Source organism: Mangrovicoccus ximenensis, from assembly GCF_003056725.1.
GTDB lineage: Bacteria > Pseudomonadota > Alphaproteobacteria > Rhodobacterales > Rhodobacteraceae > Mangrovicoccus > Mangrovicoccus ximenensis.
Map to the genome: position 1 here is coordinate 272,831 of NZ_QBKZ01000002.1, position 24,493 is coordinate 297,323.

At 69.0% G+C, this 24,493-nt stretch carries 20 protein-coding genes and 5 pseudogenes; 13 read left to right on the top strand and 12 right to left on the bottom strand.

The genetic code is table 11. The features are described 5' to 3' along the window. Nucleotides 1-2 precede the first annotated feature (2 nt). The 9 genes and pseudogenes from C7T91_RS07705 (at nucleotide 3) to C7T91_RS07745 (ending at nucleotide 8,258) form a co-directional block, all read left to right on the top strand. A complete protein-coding gene (locus C7T91_RS07705) occupies nucleotides 3-1,829 on the top strand; it encodes a glycosyltransferase (RefSeq protein WP_108258741.1) in 1,827 nt (608 codons plus the stop codon). Continuing rightward, nucleotides 1,829-3,163, top strand: coding sequence for a DUF3131 domain-containing protein (locus C7T91_RS07710; RefSeq protein ID WP_108258742.1), 1,335 nt, complete (start codon nucleotides 1,829-1,831; stop codon nucleotides 3,161-3,163). Before C7T91_RS07705 ends, C7T91_RS07710 begins: the two co-directional genes overlap by 1 nt. Continuing rightward, nucleotides 3,160-3,690, top strand: a complete 531-nt coding sequence (locus C7T91_RS07715) for a hypothetical protein (protein ID WP_108258743.1) — start codon at nucleotides 3,160-3,162, stop codon at nucleotides 3,688-3,690. Before C7T91_RS07710 ends, C7T91_RS07715 begins: the two co-directional genes overlap by 4 nt. An 82-nt stretch (nucleotides 3,691-3,772) precedes the next feature. Next, on the top strand, nucleotides 3,773-4,609 hold the full coding sequence (locus C7T91_RS07720) for an aromatic ring-hydroxylating oxygenase subunit alpha (protein WP_108258744.1): 837 nt from the start codon (nucleotides 3,773-3,775) through the stop codon (nucleotides 4,607-4,609). Continuing rightward, nucleotides 4,606-4,965 carry a glutathione S-transferase N-terminal domain-containing protein gene (locus tag C7T91_RS07725; protein WP_108258745.1) on the top strand — a complete coding sequence of 120 codons (360 nt, stop codon included), beginning with the start codon at nucleotides 4,606-4,608 and terminating at the stop codon, nucleotides 4,963-4,965. The genes C7T91_RS07720 and C7T91_RS07725 overlap by 4 nt, the downstream gene beginning before the upstream one ends. Continuing rightward, nucleotides 4,950-5,219: a LysR substrate-binding domain-containing protein gene (locus tag C7T91_RS07730; protein WP_236638083.1), complete on the top strand. Its 270-nt coding sequence runs from the start codon at nucleotides 4,950-4,952 to the stop codon at nucleotides 5,217-5,219. The genes C7T91_RS07725 and C7T91_RS07730 overlap by 16 nt, the downstream gene beginning before the upstream one ends. Nucleotides 5,220-5,550: 331 nt before the next feature. After that, nucleotides 5,551-5,949: pseudogene (locus C7T91_RS07735) on the top strand (oxidoreductase); the annotation flags it as partial. Between the two features lie 275 nt (nucleotides 5,950-6,224). Beyond that, entirely contained in the window at nucleotides 6,225-7,757 is a 1,533-nt protein-coding gene (locus tag C7T91_RS07740; protein WP_108258747.1) for a putative baseplate assembly protein, read from the top strand. A gap of 48 nt (nucleotides 7,758-7,805) precedes the next feature. Next, nucleotides 7,806-8,258 carry a M10 family metallopeptidase C-terminal domain-containing protein gene (locus tag C7T91_RS07745; RefSeq protein WP_269100712.1) on the top strand — a complete coding sequence of 151 codons (453 nt, stop codon included), beginning with the start codon at nucleotides 7,806-7,808 and terminating at the stop codon, nucleotides 8,256-8,258. Nucleotides 8,259-8,307: 49 nt separating this feature from the next. On the opposite strand, the gene C7T91_RS07750 is transcribed toward C7T91_RS07745, so the two are convergent. Further along, the gene (locus tag C7T91_RS07750; RefSeq protein WP_108258748.1) at nucleotides 8,308-8,949 is read right to left on the bottom strand and encodes a response regulator; all 642 of its coding nucleotides are present in this window, start codon (nucleotides 8,947-8,949) and stop codon (nucleotides 8,308-8,310) included. Nucleotides 8,950-8,973: 24 nt separating this feature from the next. Here C7T91_RS07750 and C7T91_RS07755 point away from each other — a divergent pair, with 24 nt between their 5' ends. Then, on the top strand, nucleotides 8,974-10,185 hold the full coding sequence (locus C7T91_RS07755) for a M12 family metallopeptidase (protein ID WP_108258749.1): 1,212 nt from the start codon (nucleotides 8,974-8,976) through the stop codon (nucleotides 10,183-10,185). A gap of 13 nt (nucleotides 10,186-10,198) precedes the next feature. On the opposite strand, the gene C7T91_RS07760 is transcribed toward C7T91_RS07755, so the two are convergent. Together C7T91_RS07760 and C7T91_RS31425 are read right to left on the bottom strand one after the other, a co-directional pair. Next, nucleotides 10,199-11,239, bottom strand: coding sequence for a succinylglutamate desuccinylase/aspartoacylase family protein (locus C7T91_RS07760; protein ID WP_108258750.1), 1,041 nt, complete (start codon nucleotides 11,237-11,239; stop codon nucleotides 10,199-10,201). Between the two features lie 29 nt (nucleotides 11,240-11,268). Then, on the bottom strand, nucleotides 11,269-11,502 hold the full coding sequence (locus tag C7T91_RS31425; protein WP_145962806.1) for a hypothetical protein: 234 nt from the start codon (nucleotides 11,500-11,502) through the stop codon (nucleotides 11,269-11,271). A 33-nt stretch (nucleotides 11,503-11,535) separates the two neighbouring features. Here C7T91_RS31425 and C7T91_RS07770 point away from each other — a divergent pair, with 33 nt between their 5' ends. Further along, nucleotides 11,536-12,420, top strand: a complete 885-nt coding sequence (locus C7T91_RS07770; RefSeq protein ID WP_108258752.1) for a glycosyltransferase family 2 protein — start codon at nucleotides 11,536-11,538, stop codon at nucleotides 12,418-12,420. On the opposite strand, the pseudogene C7T91_RS39195 reads toward C7T91_RS07770, so the two are convergent. The 4 genes and pseudogenes from C7T91_RS39195 to C7T91_RS07785 all read right to left on the bottom strand — a co-directional run bounded on the left by C7T91_RS39195 (nucleotide 12,415) and on the right by C7T91_RS07785 (nucleotide 16,120). After that, a pseudogene (locus tag C7T91_RS39195) lies at nucleotides 12,415-13,792 on the bottom strand (M20/M25/M40 family metallo-hydrolase). The gene C7T91_RS07770 and the pseudogene C7T91_RS39195 sit on opposite strands and share 6 nt — an antisense overlap. An 81-nt stretch (nucleotides 13,793-13,873) precedes the next feature. After that, nucleotides 13,874-15,007, bottom strand: a complete 1,134-nt coding sequence (locus C7T91_RS07780; RefSeq protein WP_407943274.1) for a glucan biosynthesis protein — start codon at nucleotides 15,005-15,007, stop codon at nucleotides 13,874-13,876. Further along, nucleotides 14,997-15,467 (bottom strand): glucan biosynthesis protein, encoded by a 471-nt coding sequence (locus tag C7T91_RS35075; protein WP_236638087.1) that lies wholly within the window; start codon nucleotides 15,465-15,467, stop codon nucleotides 14,997-14,999. Before C7T91_RS35075 ends, C7T91_RS07780 begins: the two co-directional genes overlap by 11 nt. Nucleotides 15,468-15,634: 167 nt before the next feature. Next, nucleotides 15,635-16,120 (bottom strand): jacalin-like lectin, encoded by a 486-nt coding sequence (locus tag C7T91_RS07785; RefSeq protein WP_108258753.1) that lies wholly within the window; start codon nucleotides 16,118-16,120, stop codon nucleotides 15,635-15,637. Between the two features lie 358 nt (nucleotides 16,121-16,478). Between C7T91_RS07785 and hemA the strand changes: the two are divergent. Then, nucleotides 16,479-17,580, top strand: a pseudogene (hemA, locus tag C7T91_RS07790) (5-aminolevulinate synthase); the annotation flags it as partial. Nucleotides 17,581-18,373: 793 nt separating this feature from the next. Here the strand turns inward: hemA and pgi are convergent. The 3 genes from pgi to zwf are packed head-to-tail and all read right to left on the bottom strand — an operon-like array spanning nucleotide 18,374 to nucleotide 22,110. Next, a complete protein-coding gene (gene pgi, locus C7T91_RS07795) occupies nucleotides 18,374-19,984 on the bottom strand; it encodes a glucose-6-phosphate isomerase (protein WP_108258754.1) in 1,611 nt (536 codons plus the stop codon). A gap of 12 nt (nucleotides 19,985-19,996) precedes the next feature. After that, nucleotides 19,997-20,662 carry a 6-phosphogluconolactonase gene (pgl, locus tag C7T91_RS07800; RefSeq protein ID WP_108258755.1) on the bottom strand — a complete coding sequence of 222 codons (666 nt, stop codon included), beginning with the start codon at nucleotides 20,660-20,662 and terminating at the stop codon, nucleotides 19,997-19,999. Continuing rightward, nucleotides 20,659-22,110 carry a glucose-6-phosphate dehydrogenase gene (zwf, locus tag C7T91_RS07805; protein ID WP_108258756.1) on the bottom strand — a complete coding sequence of 484 codons (1,452 nt, stop codon included), beginning with the start codon at nucleotides 22,108-22,110 and terminating at the stop codon, nucleotides 20,659-20,661. The genes pgl and zwf overlap by 4 nt, the downstream gene beginning before the upstream one ends. Nucleotides 22,111-22,249: 139 nt before the next feature. On the opposite strand from zwf, the gene C7T91_RS07810 reads away from it, so the two are divergent. Continuing rightward, on the top strand, nucleotides 22,250-23,209 hold the full coding sequence (locus C7T91_RS07810; protein WP_108258757.1) for a radical SAM protein: 960 nt from the start codon (nucleotides 22,250-22,252) through the stop codon (nucleotides 23,207-23,209). Nucleotides 23,210-23,494: 285 nt separating this feature from the next. Here the strand turns inward: C7T91_RS07810 and C7T91_RS35080 are convergent. Next, nucleotides 23,495-23,764: pseudogene (locus tag C7T91_RS35080) on the bottom strand (IS5/IS1182 family transposase); the annotation flags it as partial. Between the two features lie 139 nt (nucleotides 23,765-23,903). Next, nucleotides 23,904-24,473, bottom strand: a pseudogene (locus C7T91_RS35085) (CYTH domain-containing protein); the annotation flags it as partial. Nucleotides 24,474-24,493: the final 20 nt, after the last annotated feature.

A 24,493-nucleotide genomic window follows, 5' to 3' on the forward strand; every position in this document is an offset into this window, starting at 1 on the left:
AGATGGACGATTATTTCCGCGCCTTCGAACACCGCCGCCCGCCCGAGCCCCTGCCCTATTCGCCGGCGCGCGAAATGCTCTGGCAGTTCCTGGCCACCATTTCGCTGGTGGTCGGGGCCTGGTATCTCGGCTGGCGCTGGCTGCATTCGCTGAACCATGACGCGATGTGGTTCGCGCTGCCGCTGGTCCTGTCGGAGACGGCCGCCTATCTCGGGCTGATCCTCTTCGTCTGCAACCTCTGGAAGGACCAGGCGCCCACCGTTCCGGACGCGCCTGCCCTGATCGAGGATGTCGATCCGGCCGCGCCTGATCCGGGGCGGCCGATCAGCATCGACGTGCTGTTCGCGACCTACAACGAGGATCCCGAGCTGGTCCGGCTCGGCCTTCAGGATGCCAAGCGGCTGGACTACCCGTTCCCGATCGACGTCAAGATCCACGTGCTCGACGACGGCAAGCGTCCCGCGATGCGCGCCGTGGCCGAGGAAGAGGGCGCGGGCTACATCACCCGCGAGGGCAACGAAGGCTTCAAGGCCGGCAACCTGCGCAACGCGATGGAGCAGACCTCGGGCGATTTCATCGTCATCTGCGATGCCGACACCCGGCCCTTCCCGACCCTGCTGGCCCGCACCATGGGCTATTTCCGCGATCCCAAGATGGCCTGGGTCCAGACCCCGCAATGGTTCTACGACCTGCCGGAGGGCCAGCGCCTGCCGGACCGGCTGGCGCGGCGGTTCGGCCGTGCCGGGGAGCGCGTCGGCCACGGGATCGAGCGGATCCTCGGCGAGATCCGCGTCGGCCAGGATCCGTTCGTCAACGATCCGCAGATGTTCTACGACGTGATCCAGCGCCGCCGGAACCCCGCCAATGCCGCCTTCTGCTGCGGTGCAGGGTCGATTCACCGGCGCGAGGCGGTGATGGAGGCAGCGCTGCGCAGCTTCGGCGAGCTCGTCGAGCGCCGGGTGATCGCCGCGGAAGAGGAGATCACCCTTGAAAGCCGCGAGCGCCGGGTGAACCCCGCGCTGATGGAGGCGATCCGCACCGAGGCGGTGTCCGAGGTCGTGCTGACGCCCTACCGCTTCCACGTCTCCGAGGACATCTATACCTCGATCGTGCTGCATTCCGACCGGGAGCGCGGCTGGAAGTCCTTCCAGCATCCATTCGTCGAATCCAAGATGCTGTCGCCGCAGGACTTCCTGACCTGGACGATCCAGCGGTTCAAATATGCCGGGGGCAGCCTCGACATCCTCGTCAACGACAACGCCATGTTCCGGCGCGGGCTGACCCTGCCGCAGCGGATGATGTACGGGGCGACCTTCTACTCCTATCTCGGCGCGCTGTGGAACATCGTCTTCCTGTTCTCGCCGGTGATCTACCTGTTCTCCGGTATCGCGCCGGTCTCCGCCTATACCAACGACTTCTTCGTCCATGTCGTGCCCTTCCTCGTCATGCTGGAACTGGCCATGATGGTCGGGACCTGGGGCGTGGCGGGCTATGCGTCCAAGGCCAGCTACCTGTCCTTCTTCCCGCTCGGCCTGCGCGCGATCTGGACGGTCCTGCGCGGACAGAAGATTTCCTTCCCGGTCACGCCCAAGGACCGCCAGTCCGGCAATTTCCTGAAGCTCGTCCGCCCGCAGCTGGGCGTCCTCGTGCTGACCGCCGCCGGGGTGGTCTGGGGCATTGCCGCGCTGGCCTTCGCGGATACCGAGCACACGCTGACCGGCGTCGTCACCAATGCCCTGTGGGGGCTCAACAACTGCGCCGCGATGGCGGGCATCATCCTGGCTGCGATGTGGCAGCCGCCGGAAGAGAGCGAAGAGGAGGGGCACTGATGAGCTTCCGCAAGAACGTGACCCGGGCGCGGGGGCATATCGTCTTTCTCGTGGGACTTGTCGCGGGCCTTGCGCTCGTGCTCTGGCTTGAAACATTCGGCGACCCGCCCGAGGTCGTCCAGATGCAGGGACATCCCGACGTCATGGAGGTCTTCGACAAGATCGAGCCGCTGCCGCTGGCCATCCGCGGCGAAAGCACGCCCGAGGACCTGGAGGCCGCGCGCATCGCCTGGACCTACTTCGTCAACAACACGGTCGAGGAGACCGGGCTGGCGAATTCGGTCGACCGCTATCCGTCGACCACCATGTGGGAAACCGGGTCCTACATCGTCGCGATCCTCTCGGCCGAGCGGCTGGGGCTGATCGGCGGCGACGAGGCGCGGGCGCGCCTGGAGACGCTGCTGGGCAGCCTCCGGACCCTGCGGCTGTTCCAGGACACGCTGCCCAACAAGGCGTATCACACCCGGACGCTGGAGCTGGTCGATTACGGCAACAAGCCGTCCGAGCTGGGCCTCGGATGGTCCGCGCTCGACGTGGCGCGGATCGTGTCGACGCTGGGCCTGGTGGAGCGCCGCCATCCCGAGCTGGCCCCGCAGGTCGAGGATCTGGTCGCGGCCTGGTCGCTGGACCGCATGGTCCGGGACGGCGAGCTGATCGGCACCAACGTGGTTGCCGGAGAGGTCCGCGAGAACCAGGAGGGCCGGGTCGGCTACGAGCAATACGCCGCCAAGGCGATGATGCTGTTCGGCTTCGACGTCTACAAGGCCTACGAGGTCCGGGACAACCTGATGGTGCAGATGGTCGAGGGCCAGCCGATCCCGGTCGACACCCGGCTCCACCGCGGACAGACGCCGGCCTTCGTGGTCAGCGAACCCTATCTGTTCGACGGGCTGGAATTCGGCTTCGACGCCCGTTCGCACCGCTTCGCTTCGGCGATCTACCGCGCGCAGAAGAACCGCTTCGACGAGACCGGCGAGCTGACGGCGGTGACCGAGAGCCATCTCAGCGGCGAGCCCTATTTCGCCTATTCCACGGTCTGGGGCGGCGGCGAACCCTGGGCGGTGATGACCTTCCAGGGCGAGCGGATCGACGACCGGCGGACCGTCGCCACCAAGGCGGCCTTCGGCTGGGATGCGCTGTTCGGGACCAAGTATACCGGGCGGCTGGTCGAGGCGGTCTCCGAGGCGGCCGACCCCGAGAAGGGATGGCCGGAAGGGATCTACGAAGCGACTGGCGAGGTGAACACCTCGACGACGGCAAACACCAATGCCGTCGTTCTGGCCGCGCTGTCCTTCAAGGCCTTCGGTCCGCTGATGCGGGCGGACGGCGAATGAAGGCGGCTGGGCTGGCTGTCTGCGGGGCCCTGGCGCTTCCGGTGCCGGTGCTGGCAGAGCCCTGCGTCGGCCCGGGCTTCGACCGTCCCCTGCCCGGGGCGGTCCAGTCCGAGCAGCGGTTCCGCGACGTGCCGACGGCGCGCTTCCCGGGGATCTGGCAGGAAGGCCGGATCGCGGGGTTCTCCTACCAGATCGCCAGCGACCTGTCGGCTTTCGTCGCTCCGGGCTTCGAGGCGCCGGAGTGGCAGGTCGTGGTCCTGTGCGATGCGGATGCAGCCGGATGCGAGCAGCGCCGGACCGGAGACGTGCCGCCCGGCGCCCTGCCGGTGGCCGAGATGTTGGGACGGTGCCTCCTGGGGGAGGATCTTTCCGGCGTGACGCTGGTCTCCGGGGGCGGCCAGACGGCGATCGGCCTGCCTCCGGATGCGGGCGTCACGGATGCCGGGCGCATCGTCGGCTCGGGCGCCGGCCTGGCCACCGGGGCCCGAACCCGGCGGGCGAGGGCCGGACCGAGGCGCATGTGCTGACCGCGCCGCTGCCGCGGGCCGACCGGATCGCCGCGATCCACCGCACCGAAAGCTTGCGGCGCGCTGCAGAGGAGGCCTTCGCATGAGCCGCGACCATGCGCTCGGCGACTGGTATCCGGTCGGCGACACGGTGCTGCCGCAGATCCGGACCACGCGGCTGCTCGGCACCGATCTGAGCGTCGCCTGGGACGGTGAAACTGCGGCCGTGACCGGCACGGACGGCACCGCCTATCCGGTGCAGATCCGCTACGATCACGTCTGGACCTGTCTCGGCCCGGCGCCGCGGCCGCTCTTCGACATTCCGGAGGCGGAACAGGAGGGCCGCCGCCGCGTGCCCTGCGGGTCCGTGCGGGTGAGATGCTCGGCCCTGCGCGCGGTCGAGAACTTCCTCGACATCGCGCATTTTCCCTATGTCCATACCGGCATCCTCGGCGCCGAGCCGCAGACCGAGGTGTTCCCCTACGAGGTGAAGATCCGCGAGGAGGTCGACGAGGTCTGGGCCACCAAGGTCAGCTTCCACCAGCCGAAGGCGGCCAGCTCCTCGGGCGGCGGCGCCGATATCCGCTATGAATACCGGGTGCCGCATCCGATGGCGGCGGTGCTCTACAAGACCTGCCCGCCGCGCCCGGCCGAGTGGGACGTGATCGCGATCTTCGTGCAGCCGGTGTCGGAGACCGAGTGCTTCGCCTGGCCGTGGATGGCGCTCTACGACGACATGTCGAGCCAGGCCGAGCTGGTGCAGTTCCAGCAGGAGATCTTCCTGCAGGACCGCTCGATCCTGGAAAACCAGCTGCCCGTCCGCCTGCCGCTCGATCCGAAGATGGAAATCCCGACCCGCGCCGACCTGACCTCGGTCGCCTACCGGCGCTGGCTGAAACGCAGGGGCGCGCTCTACGGCGCCCAGTCGGAGGCGCCATGAGCTTCGTTCTCTACAACCATGTGCTCGATGCGGATTGCTACAAGGTGCGGCTGATGGCGGCGCTCCTGGGCGTGCGGCCGCAGATCGAGGCCGTCGACATCCATCCCGGCACGGAAAACCTGTCCGACGCCTTCCTGGCGCTGAACCCGGCCGGGACGCTGCCGGTCGCGGCGGCCGGCGGGCTGGTGCTCTGCGACGCGCCTTCGATCCTGGTCTGGCTGGCGCTGACCGCCGATGTGACCGAGCGCTGGCATCCGCGCGATCCCGGGCCGATGGCGCAGATGCAGCAATGGCTGGGCTTTTCCCACCGGCTGGCGGCCAGCGCGCCCGCAAACTTCCGGTGCGGCCGCGGCTGACGGTCAACACGGCGGAGGCGGCGGTCGATGCGGCGGCAGCAGGGGCGGGCATCGCGCGGGTGCTGTCCTACCAGGCGGCCAGAGCGGTAGCCGCCGGTCGGCTGGAATTCCTGCTGGAGGCTTTCGAGCCGGAGCCTTGGCCGGTCAGCCTCGTCTACCGCGACGCGCCGGTGCCGCGGAAGCTGCGCGCCTTCCTCGATTTCGCAGCCCCGCGTCTCGAGACAGTGCTCGCCGGAAGTTTCGTGCGCGGCTAGAAGGGCAATCTGCACCGGCGCGGGCTGCCTGCCGGAGCGAGGGGCGGCGGCGATGTGATCCCGAAAACGCCCGCCCCCGTTTCCGACCTTGCCCCGCGAATCCCGGACTGGTTCGATATTCACCATGCGGCCCTTGCGGCGGCCCTGCCGGTCCCTGCCTGCCCGGGCGTCCGGTCGCTGATGCTCGCGAGGCGGCGCTGGGGGTTGCGGAAGATCGCGAGGCATTCGGACAGCGCCGCCTTGGCCTCGCGGCGCGACCGGAACCTCTTGCGGTGGACCAGTTCGGGCTTCGGCGGTCGTGTGCAACCGCCGCCCGTAATGTCCCCAAAAGCGCCGCGAGCTGGCCGGCAAGCCGCGCCCCCTGGGCAAGGAACGCTGGGCCGGAGGGATCGACGTGGCCGGCAGCACGGTTCTGGCGAACCTGCTCTCGATGACCCGCTATGGCGGCACGGTCGCGGCCTGCGGGCTGGCGGCGGGGATGGATCTTCCCGCGAGCGTGGCGCCCTTCATCCTGCGCGGCGTGACGCTGGCGGGGGTCGACAGCGTGATGTGCCCGATTGCGCGGCGCCGCGAGGCCTGGGACCTGCTGGCCGCAGAGCTCGATCTGGACAAGCTCGCCGCGCTGTCGGTGGAGCTGCCTTTCGGGGACGTGATCGACACGGCGCCGAAATTCCTCGACGGGCAGATCCGCGGCCGGGTGGTCGTGCCGGTCGCACCCGAGCTGGGCTGAGGACATGGCGCAGGATCCGGGCGGCCCGGCGCGGCTGGCGGAGTGCCCGGGCGGTTCTGCCTGCTCCGCGTGACCTTCCCGCCGGAACCCGGACTGGGCTGATATTCGCTATGCGGCCATCGCGGCGGCCATGTCGATCCTTGCCTGCCCGGGCGTGCGGCAGCCGATGCCCGAATGGCGGCGCTGGCGGTTGCAGAAGATGGCGATGCAGTCGAACAGCGCCGCCTTGGCCTCGCGGCGGGGACGGCACGCTGGGCCTCACGCGGGCCGGCGCGGTGGCGCTAGAACTGCCCGCCGGGCTGGTGCCGGTCGATCCTCTGGCGCTCGATGCCGGATTCTGGGAGGAATTCGGCGCCGCCAAGCCGCCGCAGACCCAGGCCGAGCTGGTCGATGCGCTCGAGGGCGGCGACGGCGCCACGGTCCTCGCCGGGCTCGCGGATCACTGGCAGGCGATGGGCGTCGACGATCCGGACGACCTGGCCGCCTTCGCGGCCTGCGGCGAAAGCGTGGCTGAAACCCTGGACAAGATCGACGAGCTCGGCACGCCGCTCGACCCGTCGGTGCTGGCGCTGTCGGACTGGGAGAAGATCAGCCCGGATTTCGCCCAGAAGCTGCCGATGGCCGAAGATGCCTATCGCCGCCTCCACTGGATCCGGGCGCGGGTGAAATCGGCCCATGCCGCGGAGGACCCGAAGCCGCAGGGGCTGCGCGCGCTGCATCTGAACACCGTTGCCGCGACCCAGGCCGTCACCCGGCTGGAGGAAACGCTCGGCCGCTCCGACGGCCGACCGGCGCAGGCGGTCACGCTGTCGAAACTGCCGGTGCTGATCGACCCGGACACGCTGCTGCCCGATCTCGACCTGACCGTCGCGGGCGAAAGCTGGCAGCGGGTGACGGATTTCTACCGCTCGGGGCCGTCCGACGGGCATTACCTGCTCGACCCGGAGACCGGCCGGGTCACCTTCGGCGACGGCCGCCGCGGCCGCATTCCCGTGGCGGGGGCGCAGATCGTGGCGCAGCGCTACCGCCATGGCGGCGGCGCGGCCGGCAATGTCCCCGAGGCCACTGTCACCAAGGTCAAGGGCAAGATCCGCGGCGTGAAGGGCATGTCGAATTTCCGTCCCGCAACGGGCGGCAGCGACGCCGAAGAGATGGACGAGGTTCTGCTGCGTGCGCCCTCGACCCTGCGGTCCCGCGACCGGGCGGTCAGCGCGGAGGATTTCCGCGACCTCGCCATGGAGACCCCGGGCGTGCCCTTGCATTCGGCCACCGCTCTGGCGCGCACCGTGCCGGTCGAGCAGCCGGATGGCAGCCATGTCCTGACCGCGAAGGACGGCGCCGTGACGCTGATCGTGCTGCCGGACCGCGACGAGCCGCGGCCGCAGCCGACCAAGGCCGAGCTGCGCGAGATCTGCCGCTACCTCGAGCCGCGCCGCCTGATCACCACCGAGCTGCACATCATCGGCCCGGCCTACACCAAGGTCACCCGGCTCGATGCCAGGGTGACGGTCTCGGCCAGCCATGACCTGGCGGTGGTGCAGGCCGCGCTCTATGACGCGATCCTCGCCTTCCTGCATCCGGTGACCGGCGGGCGTGACGGGGCGGGATGGCCCTTCGGCGAGGACATCTATTACGGCGATCTCTACGACGTGATGCTCGGCGTCGCGGGCGTGCGCCGGGTCTCGTCGCTGGCCGTCGATACCGAGGCCGGGGCAGGGGACGCGGATGCCGATATCGCGGCGGTCCCCGAGGGCACCCTGCCGCTGCTCGAACGGGACGTGATCCGCCTGGTGGCCTCCCATGGCTGAGCCGCGCGCCACGGTCCCACCGTTTCTCAGGCTCAACGCCGCGACCGGCTGGCGGCTGGCGCCGAAGGCGCTGCGGGCGGCGGCGGCGACAAGCTGATGGGCGGCTTCAATGCCGACCGCCTGTCCGGCGGCGCGGGCGACGACGTGCTGCGCGGCGGCTATGGACGGGACGTTCTGGAAGGCGGCGCCGGGGCCGACAGGATGTCAGGCGGCGCGGGGGCGGACACCTTCGTCTTCGCCGGGGCCGATGCGGACCGCGCGCTGAACGTGATCCGCGATTTCGAACAGGGCACCGACCGCATCGACGTCTCTGGCCTCGGGGCTGCGGAGATCGCCTTCATCGGCGGCGGCAGCTTCGGCGGCACGGCAGGCGAGATGCGCAGCTACGCAGACGGGGGCCGGACCTGGATCGAGGCCGATCTCGACGGCGACGCCTCCGCCGATCTTCTGGTCATGCTGCGCGGCAGCCACGAGCTGGGCACCGCCGATTTCCTGTTCTGATCCCGCGGGGGCGTGGTGTGCACCCGGCTCCGGCCGGGTGCCGCTTGCGTCACAGCTCCTGCGACGGGTCGATCAGCCCGTCGCGGAGCGCCACCGCCAGCAACTGCGCGATGGAATTGACCCCGAGCTTCTGCATAAGGCTAGTCCTATGTTTCTCGACCGTCTTGATGCTGATTCCCAGACCGGCCGCGATTTCCTTGTTGGAGCGGCCCTTGAGGATCATGTTGAGCGTCTGCCGCTCGCGCATCGTCAGCGCGGCGCTGTCCTCCGCCCCGCCCATCGCCTCGAGGAAGAACGGCGCCACCTTGCGGCCGCCGCGCATGATCAGCGGCAGCGCCTCGAAGAGCGGTGCCAGATCCTCGCGCTTGGAGAACAGTCCCTCGACCCCGGCCTCGACGAGGCTGGCCACCAGCCCCGGCGCGGCGATGCCTGTCAGCACGACGATCCGGGTCTCCGGGCTCCAGCGGCGCACCTCGCCGATCACCTCGACCCCGCCCGCCAGCGGCATCTGCACGTCGAGAAGCAGCAGGTCGGGCCGGTGCTGCCGGATCGCGACGATCGCCTGCAGCCCGTCGGCGGCCTCGGCCACCACCTCGAACTCCGGATCGGTGCCGAGCTGCGCGGCCAGTCCCAGCCGGACGATCTGGTGATCGTCGGCGAGGACGGTTGAGAATGGCGGCGTCCTGGCCATGGCGGCTCTGCTCCTTGCTCCGCCTTGCGGCGCTGCTGGCATATCTGGCATCCGGCATGGCTGCGGCGCAAGCGCCGGACCCCGCCCTGCGGTCCGGACCCGGGGCCGATCTGCAGCTTCCGGCCGGGGCTTTCCGCATGCTCGCAGGGCTGCCCGCGGACACGCCCTGGCAAGCGGTCGCGGGCCGCCCTGCCCGGCGCCCCGCTGCGCGCCGCCAGCCGGAGAAATCCGGACCTCTGGGCCGGCGGGCTGGTGCCGGTCGACCTCGACAGCGTCCTCCTGCACAGCCAGAGGCAGGTGATCCTGGACGCGATCGCCGAGATGAACCAGAAGACCAACGTCCTCCTGAGGCCGACCCCGCGCGCGATGCTGGACGCGCTGAATGAGGTCCACGTCACCTTCATCGACGACGGCACCGGCAACCACACCCGGATCGGCGCGCCGGACAGCGGATCGCGCGACGTGTACATCAACAAGAATGTCCGCGCCCTGCACGAGCTCGGCCATGTGCTGGGGCTGATCCACGAACATACCCGCTCGGACCGCGACCGGTTCATCCGCTTCCTCGATCCCTCGCTGGCCACCCGCACCGACAGCGACTGGGCCCGTGTCGACGATTCAGAGAATTACGGCATTCCCTACAATCTCGGCTCCTTCATGCAGTACTGGGACACGGCCGGCAGCAGCAGCGGCAAGCGGACCATGGAATACATCCCCGAGCCCTCGCGCCGCTGGGGCACGCCGGAATGGCTGAATGCCGATGCCGTCCGCGCGGTCAACGCGCTCTATCCGCAGCGCTGCGCGCAGAAGACGCCCTTCGTCGCCGCCGGCAGCATCGGCCGCGACTGCGTGCTGCACAATCCGAAGGTCAACGGCTATCTCGATGCCGGGTCCGACGCGATCCGGGCCGCCAGGCACGGCGACGCGCGGACCAACCCGTTCCTGCGCTGGAAACCGGTGCGGCCGGACGGGCGCGGCTACCTGCTCCACAACGCCCATGCCGACCGCTATCTCGATGCCGGGCCGGACCACGCCCGCGACGGCTCGCACAAGGACAGCGCGCGCAACCCGTTCCTGCGCTGGCAGTTCGAGCGGATCGGCGAGTATTACGTGCTCTACAACCCGCATACCGGCAGCTATCTCGACGGCGGCCCCAGCCACGCCCGGAAGAAACAGGGCGAAGAGGCCCATTCCAACCCCTATCTGCGCTGGACGCTGGAGCATCCCCGCAGCTGAGGCCGGACGGAGATCAGATGATCTCGTCCTCGTCAAACAGCGCCGCCGCGTCGAGCTGCGCCGAGAGGCTCTCGATCCGCCGCTCGGCGCCTTCCGCCTCGACATCGGCGATGTGGAAGAGCGCGTCGCCCTCGTTGACGATCGGCAGGTTGGTGCGCCCGACGATCAGCCCGCCGCCCGTGGCGGTGATCTCGGCCTCGGCCTCGCCGAAGGGATCGGAGATGATGCCGAGGAGATCGCCCTGCGCCACCATCTCGCCGCAGCTCTTGAAGGCGCGCATCAACCCGCCCGCCGGCGCCCGCTCCCATTCGGTCTTCGAGGCCCTGAGCGGCGCCGCCGAGGGAATCGGCACGCCGCGCTTGGGGATCATGCCGAGGCTGTGCATCACCCGCAGCACCCCGGCCACGCCCGCCCGCGCCGACATCTCGTCGAACCTGAGCCCCTCGCCCGCCTCGTAGAGCAGGATGTCGACCCCGGCCTGCTGCGCCGCCGCGCGCAGGCTGCCGTCGCGCAGCTTCGAGCGGATCACCACCGGCGCGCCGAAGGCCTCGGCATGGGCCATGGTCTCGGGCTTGCCGGGGCTGACGCGGATCTGCGGCATGTTCATCCGGTGGATCGCCGCGGAATGCAGGTCGATGCCCAGATCCGCCCGGCCGACGATCTCGGCCATGAAGAGATGCGCCAGCCGCCCGGCGAGCGAGCCGGTCTCCGAGCCCGGAAACGACCGGTTCAGGTCGCGCCGGTCCGGCAGGTAGCGCGAATGGTTGAGAAAGCCGAAGGTGTTGACGATCGGGATCACCATCAGCGTGCCCGAGATCCGGTCGAGATGCTGGCTACGCAGCAGGCGGCGGGCGATCTCGACGCCGATCACTTCGTCGCCATGCACCGCCGCCGAGACGAACAGCACCGGACCGTCCTTGCGGCCGTGGATGACATGGACCGACATGCTGACCGGCGTGTGGTCCGACAGCACGCTGACCGGCAGGTCGACGGTGCGGCGCGAGCCCGGCGGAATGCGCTGGCTGCCGATCTGGAAGGGGGCACGGTTGGTCAATGCGGCGCTCCTGGCAATGGACGCGCGAGCTAACCACCCGTTCCGGGGGCTTGCAAGCGCCCGCCGGAAAGCTGGCGGAGCCGCGCGGCGCGCTGCGGCGGAATCGCCGCGATCTCGAGCCCGGTGAAGACATGCAGCGTGCCGAGATCGCGGTCGGCCACGGCATGGCTGCCGACCCGGCCGCCGAGCCCCGGGCGAGGCCGCGGCCCTGCCGGGCGGCGCCGCGCATGCCGATGGCGGGGCGAGCGACGGGCGCTGATCACCGCCCGTTAACCATGCTGTCCTAGACCGGGTGCATGCAGCCATGTCCCCTTCCGAAGGTCGCGGTCCTGACCATGGTGCGCGACGACGAGACCTTCCTGCGGATCTGGGCCGGGCATTACGGGCGGCTCTTCGGGATGCGGTCGCTTTTCGTGGTCAGCCATGGCGACAGCGACATGGTGCGCGACACGGCGGCGGGGGCGAACATCCTGCCGATCCCCTACGAGCCCGATCCGCGCTTCGACGCGAAGCGCTGGCAGCTGCTGAACCACATCGCCCAGGGGCTGCGGCTCTACCATGACCGGGTGATCGTCGGCGATGTCGACGAGATCGTGCTGGCCGATCCGGCGCAGGGCACGCTGGCCGGCATCCTCGCGCGGCACCGCAAGGCGCGGGCTCTGACGCCCTTCGGGCTGGAGCTGGTGCATCGGCCCGCCGAAGAACCCGCATCCTTCGAGGCGCCGATCCTGCGGGCGCGGACCCATGTCCGCATCGCGCCGCTCTATGCGAAACCCTGCCTGATCCGCGGCGATGTCCGGCTGTCGCGCGGCGGCCATTACGCCACCTCGCCGCGGCTGGTGATGCCTGCGGGGCTCTATCTGCTGCATCTGAAACATGCCGACCGGGCGCTCTGCGCCGCCACCGCCGACCGCCGGAATGCGACGGCTGCCGCGACAGGGGTGGCGCGACCGCGGGACGCGATGATCGGCAGGCACTGGTTTGCCGGGTCGCGCAATGACGCCGCCGATTTCGCCGCGATCGACGCGGCGGAGATCCGCGGCGGCTTCGGCTTCGCCGCCGAACGGCAGGCGATGGCGCAAAGCTGGGCGCCCCGGCCCGGGACGCCCTTCTTCGAGTTCAAGCTGGCGGAGGATCCGGCGCTCTACCGGCTGCCGGAGCGGTTCCGCGGCCTGTTATGAGCCCATCTGCCCCAGGATCCGCGCCCAGCTGCGCGTGCCCTTGTGGAAGCATTCGAGGTCGTATTTCTCGTTCGGCGAATGGATCTGGTCATCGTCGCGGCCGAAGCCGATCAGCGCGGAGTCCATGCCCAGATACGTCTTGAAATAGCCCGCGATCGGGATCGAGCCGCCCGAGCCGATGAAGGCGGCCTCGATGCCCCATTCCTCGCTCAGCGCCTGCCGGCCCTTCTCGAAGATCGGATGCGAGGTCTCCATCACGCTGGCGGGCGAATTGCCGTGGCCCTTGAACGCGATCTTGCAATCGGCGGGAACCATGGCCGAGACGTATTCGCGGAAGCTCTCGCGCAGCTTGTGCGGATCCTGCGTGCCCACCAGGCGGAAGCTGATCTTGGCATGGGCCTGCGACGGCAGCACGGTCTTGAAGCCCGCCCCGGTATAGCCGCCCCAGATGCCGTTCACCTCGCAGGTCGGGCGGCTCCAGAGCAGTTCCAGCGGCGTGCGGTCCNGCTTCGCCGGCCTGCTGGCCGAGGCCGACCGCCCCGAGGAACGCGCCGGCATCGAAGCCNCAGCCCGTCCCATTGCGCCTTCAGCTCCGGCGAAATCTCCGGCACGCCGTCATAGAAGCCCGGCACCGTGACGCGGCCCTCGTCGTCATGCAGCGACGCGACGATCTTGGCCAGCACCCGCGCGGGGTTCATCGCGAGGCCGCCGAACATGCCGGAATGCAGGTCCTTCGACGGGCCGGTGATCGTGATTTCCTCGCCGAGCAGGCCGCGCAGCTGGGTGGTGATCGCCGGAACCTTGCTGTCATAGAGCGTCGTGTCGCAGATCAGCGCCACATCGGCGGTCAGCTCTTCGGCATTCTCCTTCATGTAGGGCACCAGAGACGGCGAGCCGCTCTCTTCCTCGCCCTCGAGGAAGATCGTCACCTTGCAGGGCAGGCTGCCGNGTCTCGGCGATCCAGGCGCGGCAGGCCTCGACGAAGGTCATCAGCTGGCCCTTGTCGTCCGAGGTGCCGCGGCCGCGGATCACCCGGCCCTTGGCGGTGTCCTCGATCTGCGGGTCGAACGGGTCGCGGTCCCACAGCTCCAGCGGGTCCACGGGCTGCACGTCGTAATGGCCGTAGAACAGCACATGCGGNGCCGGGGCCGTCGTAATGGGCCACCACCATCGGATGGCCGGGGGTCGGGCGGGTGGAAGCGTCGAAGCCCATCGCGGAGAGTTCCGCCACCAGCCAGTCGGCCGCTTTCGCGCATTCCGCCTTGTAGGCCGGATCGGTCGAGATCGACTGGATTCTCAGAAGATCGAAGAGCCGCTCTAAGGAAGCGTCGAGATCCTGGTCGATACGGGCGAGAACGGGGGCAACTGACATTTTCCGACTCCTGTCTTGTCGTCGCCCCGGACCCTAGCCTCCCTGCCGCCGGACGCAAGGCCGGGGCAGGGAGGCCGTAGCTCACATGCCGTCGAGCTGCGCGCGCAGCTGCGACGGGAAGAGCTGCAGCAGCAGCGTCTCGGTCTTCGCGTCGCCCTCATGCGTCACGTAGAGCCGCAGGTCGACCGGCGTGTCGTCATCCTGGGCAAGCTGCGAGACATCGAGATCGAACATCGCGCGCCAGTAATCGGTCGACACGACCGGGAAGACATCGGTGTTGCCGGTCGTGCCGCGCGAGGCCGAGACCTCCAGCGCCACGCCGTCGCCGCGGCCGAGCCCGTCGAGCCCCATGCCGTCGAAATCGCAGACGATCTTGGCCACGCCTGCGGGACGCGGCTGGCCCGGAACGCCGCCCTTGCCGATCCGCACCGCCGAGAAGCGCCCCGTGCTCTGCGGCACCGGACAATCCTCGAGCCAGCTCAGCCGGTAGCCGAAATTGTATTCCCGGCCCGCCACCGCATCGCCGCCCGGGGTCCACATCGCGACGATGTTGTCGTGGATCTCGTCATTCGTCGGGATCTCGACCAGCGTCACCGCGCCGTCGCCCCAGTCCTCCGTGGGCGCGACCCAGACCGAGGCGCGCTTCTCGTAGAACACGCCGTCATCTAGATAGCGCTCGAAGTCGCGTTCGCGCTGCATCAGGCCGAAGCCCTGCACCGAAGGCGTCGAGAAGGCATTGGCCATGGTGCGCGGCGGGTTGTTGAGCGGCCGCCAGATGCGCTCGCCCGAGCCTGCCAGGATTTCCAGACCGTCGCTGTCATGGATTTCCGGGCGCCAGTCGGTGCCGAGCCGCTCGTTCATCTTGCCGTACCAGAACATCGAAGTCAGCGGCGCCAGCCCCATGCGCTTGACGTCGCCGCGCAGGAAGACCGCGGCCTCGACATCCTGGATGATGCCGTTGTCCTGGTGGCTGGCGATCTTGTAGGCGCCCGTCGAGCGCGGGCTCTCCATCAGCGCATAGGCGGTCAGCGCGCCACTTTCGCCGGGTTCCAGCCAGAAGCGGGTGAAGCGCGGGAATTCCTCCGGACCATCCGGAATCGCGGTGTCCATGGCGAGGCCGCGCACCGAGAGGCCGAACTGGCCCGAATAGCCGGAGGTCCGCCAATAGGCCGCCCCGAGGAAGGCCATCCAGTCGGATTTCATGTCAGGGTTCATCACGCGGAAGCCCGCGAAGCCCTCGGTCTGGGTCAGCTCGCGCGCCGGGTTGCCCTCGGGGATGTCGAAGAGATCGAGCGAGAACGGCANCCTCGCGTGCCATCCCGTCCTCGACCGCGTAGACATGCACCGGCAGCGGGAAGTAGCGGCCGGGGAAGAAGAACTGCACCGGCGAGCGGTCGCCCTGTTCCGCCCAGAGCGTGTCTTCGGCGCGGTAGGATATCCGGTTGTGGGCGTCGTAATCGATCAGGTCGATGATCCCGGCATCGGCCACGTTCATCGGCGTGAAGGGATGCTGCGCCAGATCGCGCGCCATGCCCTTGAGGATGTCGAAGGAGAAGGGCGTCGCCTCTCCGGTCGCCTGGGCCGGGGATTGCGCGGCGGCAAGGCGCGGCAGCAGGAAGAAGGCACCGGCGCCGAGCGCCTTCAGGATGTCGCGTCTGGTCTGGTCTGTGTCCATCGTCTCGACTCGCTAGGAAGCCCGCAGAAGGGCCCGCACATTCAGAGCCGTCCTCGCGCGCCATGTCAAAGCGCGCGGGCGGCGGTTGGGCGGAAAAATGCCCGGTCCGGGGCAGGCGGGGCGACCGGGATTGTGCAGGATTAACCTTTGGTTGCGGGGCATCGCCGCTATTGCAGGTAATTCGCGCAATAGGTGATCTCGAGCTGGTCGAGATACTTGCCCGCGCGGCCGCCGATCGTCAGCACCCGGATGTTGCCGAGCTCGCGCACCTGTCCGCCCATGCCGCCGCCGCCCAGCGTCTTGCCGGTGCTGGTGGTGAAGAACACCCGGTCGACCAGCTTGCCCGAGCGGACCTGGACGCGGTTGATGTATTCGCCGGGCCCGAGCCTCATGCCCATCGGCCGCATGCCGCCGGTCCCGCCATGCTGGCGGCCGTTGAGGATGATCGCATCGACGTATTTGCCGTGCTGCAGCTGGATCGAGCTTGGCGCGACAGCGGTGAACTGGCTGCCGCCGCCGCCGCCGAAGATCGCCTGCCTCGGCGTGCAGTTGCCGATCACCTCGGCCTGGGCGGGCAGGCCGAGTGCAAGGACCAGCGCGGCCAGGACATGGCGCGGCTGAGGCGGGGCCGCAAAACGGCTGGACGGGGTCATGTGGACATCCTCCCGGTCGGACGGCTCCGGGACCTGATCCGGCTGGCGGCCGGACGGCCCGGGCTCGCGTTGGGGGGCATTTTCGACATTGCAACTTTCGCATGTTTTCCGCGGAATTGCCAGCCGGGCGCCTCCGGCGGGCGGAAGCGGGGCGCTTGACATGGATCAAGGCGCGGGCCTCCGGGCGGCTGGCAAAGGTGCAGCTGCGCTAGAACTTTGGTCTGCGATTTACGAAATTGTGCGCCGGGCAGCATTGCATTTGTGCCACATATCCGGGCAAGTAACGCTTGGGACTGACCCAGGACCGAAACCAGGTCTCCGGAACCGGGGGCCCAGCCACGAAAAGGGCAAGACCGCAGTGGACTATTCCGCCAGCATCGACGCGGCGCTGGAGCGCCTTCACCAGGAAGGCCGGTACCGCACCTTCATCGACATTGCCCGGGAAAAGGGGAACTTCCCCCATGCCGTCTGGCACAAGCCCGACGGCACGACGAAACCGGTGACGGTCTGGTGCGGCAACGACTATCTCGGCATGGGCCAGCACCCGGCGGTTCTCGCGGCGATGCACGAGGCGCTGGACGCGACCGGCGCCGGGTCGGGCGGCACGCGCAACATCTCGGGCACGACCGTCTGGCACAAGCAGCTGGAGGCCGAGCTTGCCGACCTCCACCAGAAGGAAGCCGCGCTGGTCTTCACCTCGGCCTACATCGCCAACGACGCGACGCTCTCGACGCTGCCGAAGCTGTTCCCGGGGCTGCACATCATCTCGGACGAGCTGAACCACGCCTCGATGATCGAGGGCATCCGCCACGGCAACTGCCCCAAGCACATCTTCCGCCACAACGACCTGGGCCATCTGCGCGAGATCCTCGAAAGCATCCCGGCCGGCNGTGCCGAAGCTGATCGCGTTTGAATCGGTCTACTCGATGGACGGCGATTTCGGCCCGATCGACGCGATCTGCGATCTTGCCGACGAATTCGGCGCGCTGACCTATATCGACGAGGTCCATGCGGTGGGCATGTACGGTCCGCGCGGCGGCGGCGTGACCGAGGCCCAGGGCAATGTCCATCGCATCGACATCGTCAACGGCACGCTGGGCAAGGCCTTCGGCGTCCATGGCGGCTATATCGCGGCCTCGGCCAGGATGTGCGACGCGATCCGGTCCTATGCCCCGGGCTTCATCTTCACCACCTCGCTGCCCCCGGTGGTGGCGGCAGGGGCGGCGGCCTCGATCGCGCATCTCAAGACGGACGCGGCGCGGCGCGAGCACCACCAGGCGGCGGCCCGCATCCTCAAGGCGCGGCTCAAGGGCATGGGCCTGCCGATCATCGACAACGGCAGCCATATCGTGCCGCTGCTGGTCGGCGACCCGGTGAAGTGCAAGATGATCTCGGACCGGCTGCTGGAAGATCACGGCATCTACGTCCAGCCGATCAACTTCCCGACCGTGCCGCGCGGCGTGCCCGGTTCCGCCTCCACGGTCACCGGATTGCCGTTCAATGTCAGAGAAGTCGTCATCTTCGCGCTCCACCCTTGGCTTCGGGCCCGGCGCGGCGCGCGGAGGTCGGCGCACGCCCCGGGGTTGTCCCTTCGGTCTCCCATCCTGCCATGCCGCACGGGATTCACCACGGCACCTGACTTGCAATATGTGCCAAGCTGCTAACAATTCGCGCCACAGAGCTTGCCAGACTCCCCCCGACAGGCAGTATGAAAGAAAACAACCATAACGGGAGGGGAGCCCATGAGTAGAAAGTCGCTCTATCCGGTGGCGCGGATGGTCCGGCTCGGCTGCGGCCTGCTGGACATCGATCCGGCCGAGGTGCTCAGCCAGGCAGGACTGCCCGCCGACCATCTGCAGACGGAGACCCATGGCGTGAATGCCCGCGCCTATCTCGATGTCTGGACCGCGCTGGTCGGACTGGGATCCGCCACCGCGCCGGACGCAGTGCTCCGGCTGGCGCGCGCAGCCGCGCGGCAGCCCTCGCATGCGCCGATCATCGCCTTCTCGGCAAGCCGCACCGTCCGCACCGGGCTGCAGCGGCTGGCCCTGTTCCGGGCGGGAGGCCGCCCGCGCCTGTCCATCGCCCTGCCCCGGATGTCATCTGCCGCCCGCCATGCCTGCCCCGCCCGCGACTGCCATGGCCGCAGGATTGTCCGGGAGCGCGCCTGCGCCAAGCCCGTTCGCGCCGTTGCCGGAAACGCAAAAGGCCCGGGGTGGTCCCCGGGCCCCGCAAAGCGTCTGCGGCGCGATCTCAGCCGTGGCTGCGGATGTAATCGACCAGCATGGCGGTGGAGCCGTCCTTGTCCCCGGTGCCGGTCTCGCCCGCCAGCACCGGACCGAGCGCCTTGGCCAGCTCCTTGCCGAGCTCGACGCCCCACTGGTCGAAGCTGTTGATGCCGAGGATCACGCCCTCGACGAAGACCCGGTGCTCGTAGAGCGCGATGATCTTGCCGAGGATCTCCGGCGTCAGCTGCGGATAGACCAGCATGGTCGAGGGCCGGTTGCCCGGGAAGACCCGGTGCGCGGCCTGGCGCTCCAGCTCCGCGCCTTCGAAACCGGCCTGTTCCATCAGGCCGCGCGCGGTCTCCATCGAACGCCCGAGCAGCAGCGCCTCGGCCTGCGCGAGGCAGTTGCCGACCAGGAGCTGGTGATGATGCGCCAGTTCCGGCTCATGCCCCTTCGCGGCGACCATGAATTCGCAGGGGACCACGCCCGTGCCCTGGTGGATCAGCTGGTAGAAGGCGTGCTGGCCGTTGGTGCCGGGCTCGCCCCAGACGATCGGGCCGGTGACGGTGGCGGGCGCCGTGCCGTCCATGCAGACCGACTTGCCGTTCGATTCCATCTCGAGCTGCTGCAGATAGGCGGGCAGACGCGCCAGCCGCTGGTCATAGGGCAGCACCGCGCGGCTCGGATAGCCGCAGATCTGATGGTGCCAGATGCCGACCAGCGCCAGCAGCACGGGCAGGTTCTCGCCGAACGGCGCCTCGCGGAAATGGGTGTCCATCTCCGCCCCGCCCTTCAGGAAGGCGCGGAAATCCTCCGCCCCGACACCGATCATCAGGCTCAGCCCGATCGGCCCCCACATCGAATAGCGCCCGCCGACCCAGTCGGCGAAGCCGAAGACGCGCGATGCGTCGATGCCGAAGGCCGCGGTCTTCTCGGCCGAGGTCGAGACGGCGGCGAATTGCGCGGCCGGGTTCCGGACCGTCTTGGCCATCCAGGCCTTGGCGGTCTCGGCATTGGTCATGGTCTCGATCGTGGTGAAGGTCTTCGACGAGACGATCACCAGCGTGGTTTCCGGGTTCAGCCCGGCCAGCACTTCGGCGATCTGCGCGCCGTCCACGTTCGAGACGAAATGCAGCTTCGGCCCGTCGGCATAGGGCGACAGGGCCAGCGCCGCCATCGCCGGGCCGAGGTCGGAGCCGCCGATGCCGATATTGACCACATCGGTGATCTTGCCGCCCTGCCCTTTGAACATGCCCGAGCGGACCTCTTCGGCGAAGGCGCAGCAGCGGTCGAGCGTCGCGCGCACCTCCGGCATCACGTCCTCGCCATCGACCACGACGGCGGCATCGAGGTTGCGCAGCGCGGTATGCAGCACGGCGCGGCCCTCGGTATCGTTGATCTTCTCGCCCGAGAACATCGCCTCGCGGCGCGCGGCGACGCCGCGATCCTCGGCCAGGCCGGTCAGCAGCTCGAGCGCCGCGGCGTCGATCGAGGTCTTGGAATAGTCGAAGACCATCTCGCCGAGCGCGGCAGAGAAGCCCTTCGCGCGCTCGGGATCGGCAGCGAAGAGATCGATGATCTTCGTCGCCTCGGTCGCGGCGCGGTGCGCCGCCAGCTTCTGCCAGAACTCAGACATGGTACTCACTTTTCACTCAGCCCAGTGGATTGTCGCGTCGCCGAGCACAGTACGGATCGGCGCGTCCTGCGCATCGTGGAGCTTTGCCGCAGCCTCGAGCGCGGCCCGCTTCTCCTCGCCCGTGACCAGCACATGGGCCGACATCGCGCCCTTCAGCACCCGGCCCGACAGGGTGACCCGCGGCTCCAGCCCGTCCTGCGGCGTCATCGTCACCACCGCGGGCGCGTCATCGGCCAGCGCGGCGGGAAGCTCCGGCGCGCCGGGAAAGAGCGAGGCGGTGTGCATGTCCGCCCCCATCCCGAGCAGCAGCAGGCTCAGCGGCAGATGCGCCGCGACCTCGTCCTGCAGCCGCTCCAGCTCCGTCGCCGGGTCGATCGCGAAGGAGACGAACCTGGCCGCCGCCGCCTTGCCGGTCAAAAGCCGCTCGCGGATCAGGCGGGTGTTCGAGCGGTCCGAGGTTTCGGGCACGCAGCGCTCGTCGGTCAGCATGACGGTGACATTCGCCCAGTCGAGATCGACTTCGCAGAGATTGTCGAAGACCGGCCCCGGCGTGCTGCCGCCCGGCACCGCCAGCGTCGCCGTGCCGTTCGCCGCCAGCGCGGTGCGCAGCTCGCCCGCCATCATGTTGGCGACGTCGATCATCATCATCTCGCGGTCGGGATAGGTGACGAGATTCATCCCTTGATCTCCCGCCAGCTGCGGCCCGAGCGGTGCAGCAGCGCCAGCGACTGGTCCGGCCCCGCGCTGCCCGGCTCGTAGGGAATCGGCCGGTCGTGCTTGTCTTCCCATTCCTTCAGGATCGGGTCGGTCCAGGCCCAGGCGGCCTCCACCTCGTCGCCGCGCATGAACAGCGTCTGGTTGCCGCGGATCACGTCCATGATCAGGCGTTCATAGGCATCCGAGCCCGCCGCCTCCTGGCCGAAGCGTTCGGCGAAGGTCATGTCGAGCGGCACGTCGATCAGCCGCATGCCGCCCGGGCCCGGCTCCTTGATGGTGACGCGCAGGTCCATGCCCTCGTTCGGCTGCAGCCGGATCACCAGCTGGTTCGGCATGCCGCCGGCATCGGCGTCGAAGATCGAATGCGGCGTCGCCTGGAAGGTGATGACGATTTCCGAGACCCGCGCCTTCATCCGCTTGCCGGTGCGGATGAAGAACGGCGTGCCCTTCCAGCGCCAGTTGGAGATCGACAGCTGCATCGCGATGAAGCTCTCGGTCATCGAGCCGGGATTCTCGACATCCTCGAGATAGCTCGGCCCGCCCTGCCCGGCGGCGTATTGCCCGCGCACGGTATGTTCCCGCGTCGCCGGATCGAGCGCGCGGATCACCTTCAGCTTCTCGTCGCGCACCGCATCCGGGTCCATCTTCGCGGGCGGCTCCATCGCGATCAGGCAGATCAGCTGCATGATGTGGTTCTGCACCATGTCGCGCATCGCGCCCGAGTGGTCGTAATAGCTGCCGCGGCCGCCCACGCCCACGGTCTCGGCGACGGTGATCTGGACGTTGTCGATGTACTGGTGGTTCCACAGCGGCTCGAACAGGATGTTGCCGAAGCGCACGGCCATCAGGTTCTGGACGGTTTCCTTGCCGAGATAGTGGTCGATCCGGTAGATCTGGTCTTCCGCGAAATGCTCCGCCAGTTCGGCATTCAGCGCCTTGGCCGAGGCCAGGTCATGGCCGAAGGGCTTCTCCACCACGATGCGGCTGTCGCGCAGCGCCAGCCCGTGGGTGCGCAGCCGTTCCGCGATGTCGCCGAACAGCGACGGGCTGACCGAGAAGTAGAAGGCCCGCACCACGCCTTCGCGAAGCTTCGGCTTCATCTCGTTCCAGCCGCCCTCGCCCTTGGCGTCGACGCTCTGGAAATCCAGCCGGTCGAGGAACTGCGCCACGTCGCCCGGACGGCAATCCCCGGCGGGCAGGAATTCATGCAGCGCCGCGCGCACGAAGTCGCGGTAGCCCTCGGCGTCCATGTCGCCGCGCGCCGCGCCGATGATCTTCGCTTCGGGCGGCATCTGGCCGGTGACGAAGCGCCGGTAGAGACCGGGAAGGATCTTGCGGCGGGCGAGATCGCCGGTCCCGCCGAAGATGACCAGGTCGAAATCCTCGACCGGAATGATGCGTGCTGCCATGATCCTGCCCCATATTCCTGCCCCGGCGGTGCGGGGCGCTTGCAACTAGTGCCTGTTCACAGCTCCGACAGAGGAGCCTTCCGATGCTTTGCCGATCCCCGCAGGCGGGATATGTTCCGCGGAGCAGTCAGGGGGACCGATGAAAGACCAGCCCGATCACGCCATTTCCGCCCGCGGAAACAAGTTCCGGCAGCGCGATGTTACCGCTAAAGGCGAACCCCGCGCAACTGTCGCCCTCCGCGACCCGACGACACTGTGGTTCAATACCGGCACGCTTTGCAACATCGCCTGCACGCATTGCTACATCGAGAGCTCGCCGACCAACGACCGGCTGGAATACCTGTCGCTGGCGGAGGTCGGGGACTTCCTCGACCAGCTCGGCCAGCGGCGCTGGGGCGTGCGCGAGATCGGCTTCACCGGCGGCGAGCCCTTCATGAATCCCGACATGATCGCCATGGCGGAGGCCGCGCTGGCCCGCGGCTACGAGGTGCTGATCCTGACCAACGCGATGCAGCCGATGATGCGGCCGCGGGTGCAGGACGGGCTCAAGCGGCTGAACGCGGCCTATCCGGCGAAGCTGACGCTGCGGATTTCGCTCGACCATTACGGCGAGGCGCAGCATGACGAGGAGCGCGGCGCCGGCAGCTACGGCAAGACGCTCGACGGCATGGACTGGCTGCGCGACCAGGGCATCGCCATGGCAGTGGCCGGGCGCACCATGTGGGGCGAGACCGAGGCAGAGGCCCGCGCGGGCTTCGCCCGGCTCTTCGCGATGCGGCACTATCCGATCGAAGCCGGGGACCCTTCGGCCTGCGTGCTCTTCCCCGAGATGGACGAGACCGCCGACGTGCCCGAGATCACCACGGCCTGCTGGGACATCCTCGGCAAATCCCCGGACAGCGTGATGTGCGCCTCCTCGCGCATGGTGGTCAAGCGCCGCGGCGCCGAGCGGCCCGCGGTCCTGGCCTGCACCCTCCTGCCCTATGACGCGGAATTCGAGCTGGGCGCGACGCTGGAGGAAGCCGAAGGCGATGTCGCCCTGAACCACCCCCACTGCGCCAAGTTCTGCGTCCTCGGCGGGGCCAGCTGCTCGGGCTGACCCTGCGGACTTGGACGTCCCCGGGCAGGCGGCATTCCTTGGCCATGTGGTGAGGATGATTGCCGATGGCCGGCCGGCCCGGGCGCCTGTCGAATGCCGCCGCCTTCTGGTCCGGGTGCTCTCGGTCGCCGCCGATCCCACGGGGCTGACCGCCGCCGGTCACCCGGCGGGCGGGCTGACGCGTCGATCCCGAACACCTGCATCAGGCGGCGGCACAGTCCCGGTCAGGGGGCCGATCTGCGGTCATGGACACGACGATGGCTGCGTTGAGCCAGGCCCAAATGGCCGGAGGCGGGCGGGGACCTTGCGGATGTCGTGGCCGCAGCCGCAGGGCGCGGCGAAGATCGCGTCGCCACCGGTCCCCTTCAGCGGGCAGCGCGCCAGCTGAAGGGGACCGGTGGCGTTCGGCGCCGCGCTGTGGCCGGTCTCGGATTCGATGGCCGAGCGCCGACGCAAATCGGCCGCCGGCTTCGGCGTCACGCCGCGGCGCTGACCGCTGGTCAGCACCTTTGCGGCGGCAATCTTGTGTCCGAGATAGCCGCGGTCGGCCACGGCCCATTCCGTCGGAAAACTCGGCTTGCCGAGCGCGTGCCTCGCCCGCCGTCTGGCTGCGCGCGACCGCCACCTCGGCGGCGGGATGCGGCACGGCCGGGGGATGGATGCGGCCCTCGGCGGCCAGGAGATAGCCGCGCTCGGATTTCGACAGCATCGAGGGTACCGCCCCGGTCTCGGGAAGCAGATCGGCGGCCAGCTCGTAAAGCGCGGAAAGCGGGCCGGATTTCAGCTCCAGCTCCAGCTCGCGGAAGGTCTCGGCACGGTCCCCGGCGGCGATCAGCCCCTCGTCGAGCGCCACTTCGACCGCCGCGCCCTCCGCGCCATGGACCACCAGCAGCAGGCGCTCCATCCGGGTCTCGCAGACCGGCTGCAGCATCCGCCCCTTCAGCGCGGCCTGCACGGTCACCCGCAGCGTCTCGTCGGGGATGGCGGTGAGGTCGATCAGCGCGTCGGGCATATCGGCCTCGGCCTCCTCGGCGCGCTGCAGCCCGCCATGGTTGCGGGCCTTGGCCTTCACCGTCTGGATCCAGCGCTCGCCGTCGCGCCGCATCCTGAGCGCGACCCCGGCCTTCTTCAGCCGGAGCTTGCGGGTGTCGAAATAGACGCTGTGGAGAATGCGGCGTTCGGGTGCGCCAAGCTGATCCAGCCGGGCGCGCAGATGCGCGAAGGCGGCGGCGTCGAGGGCGAATTTCAGTTCGGTCTCAGGCATGATGTCCGGGATCTAGTCCG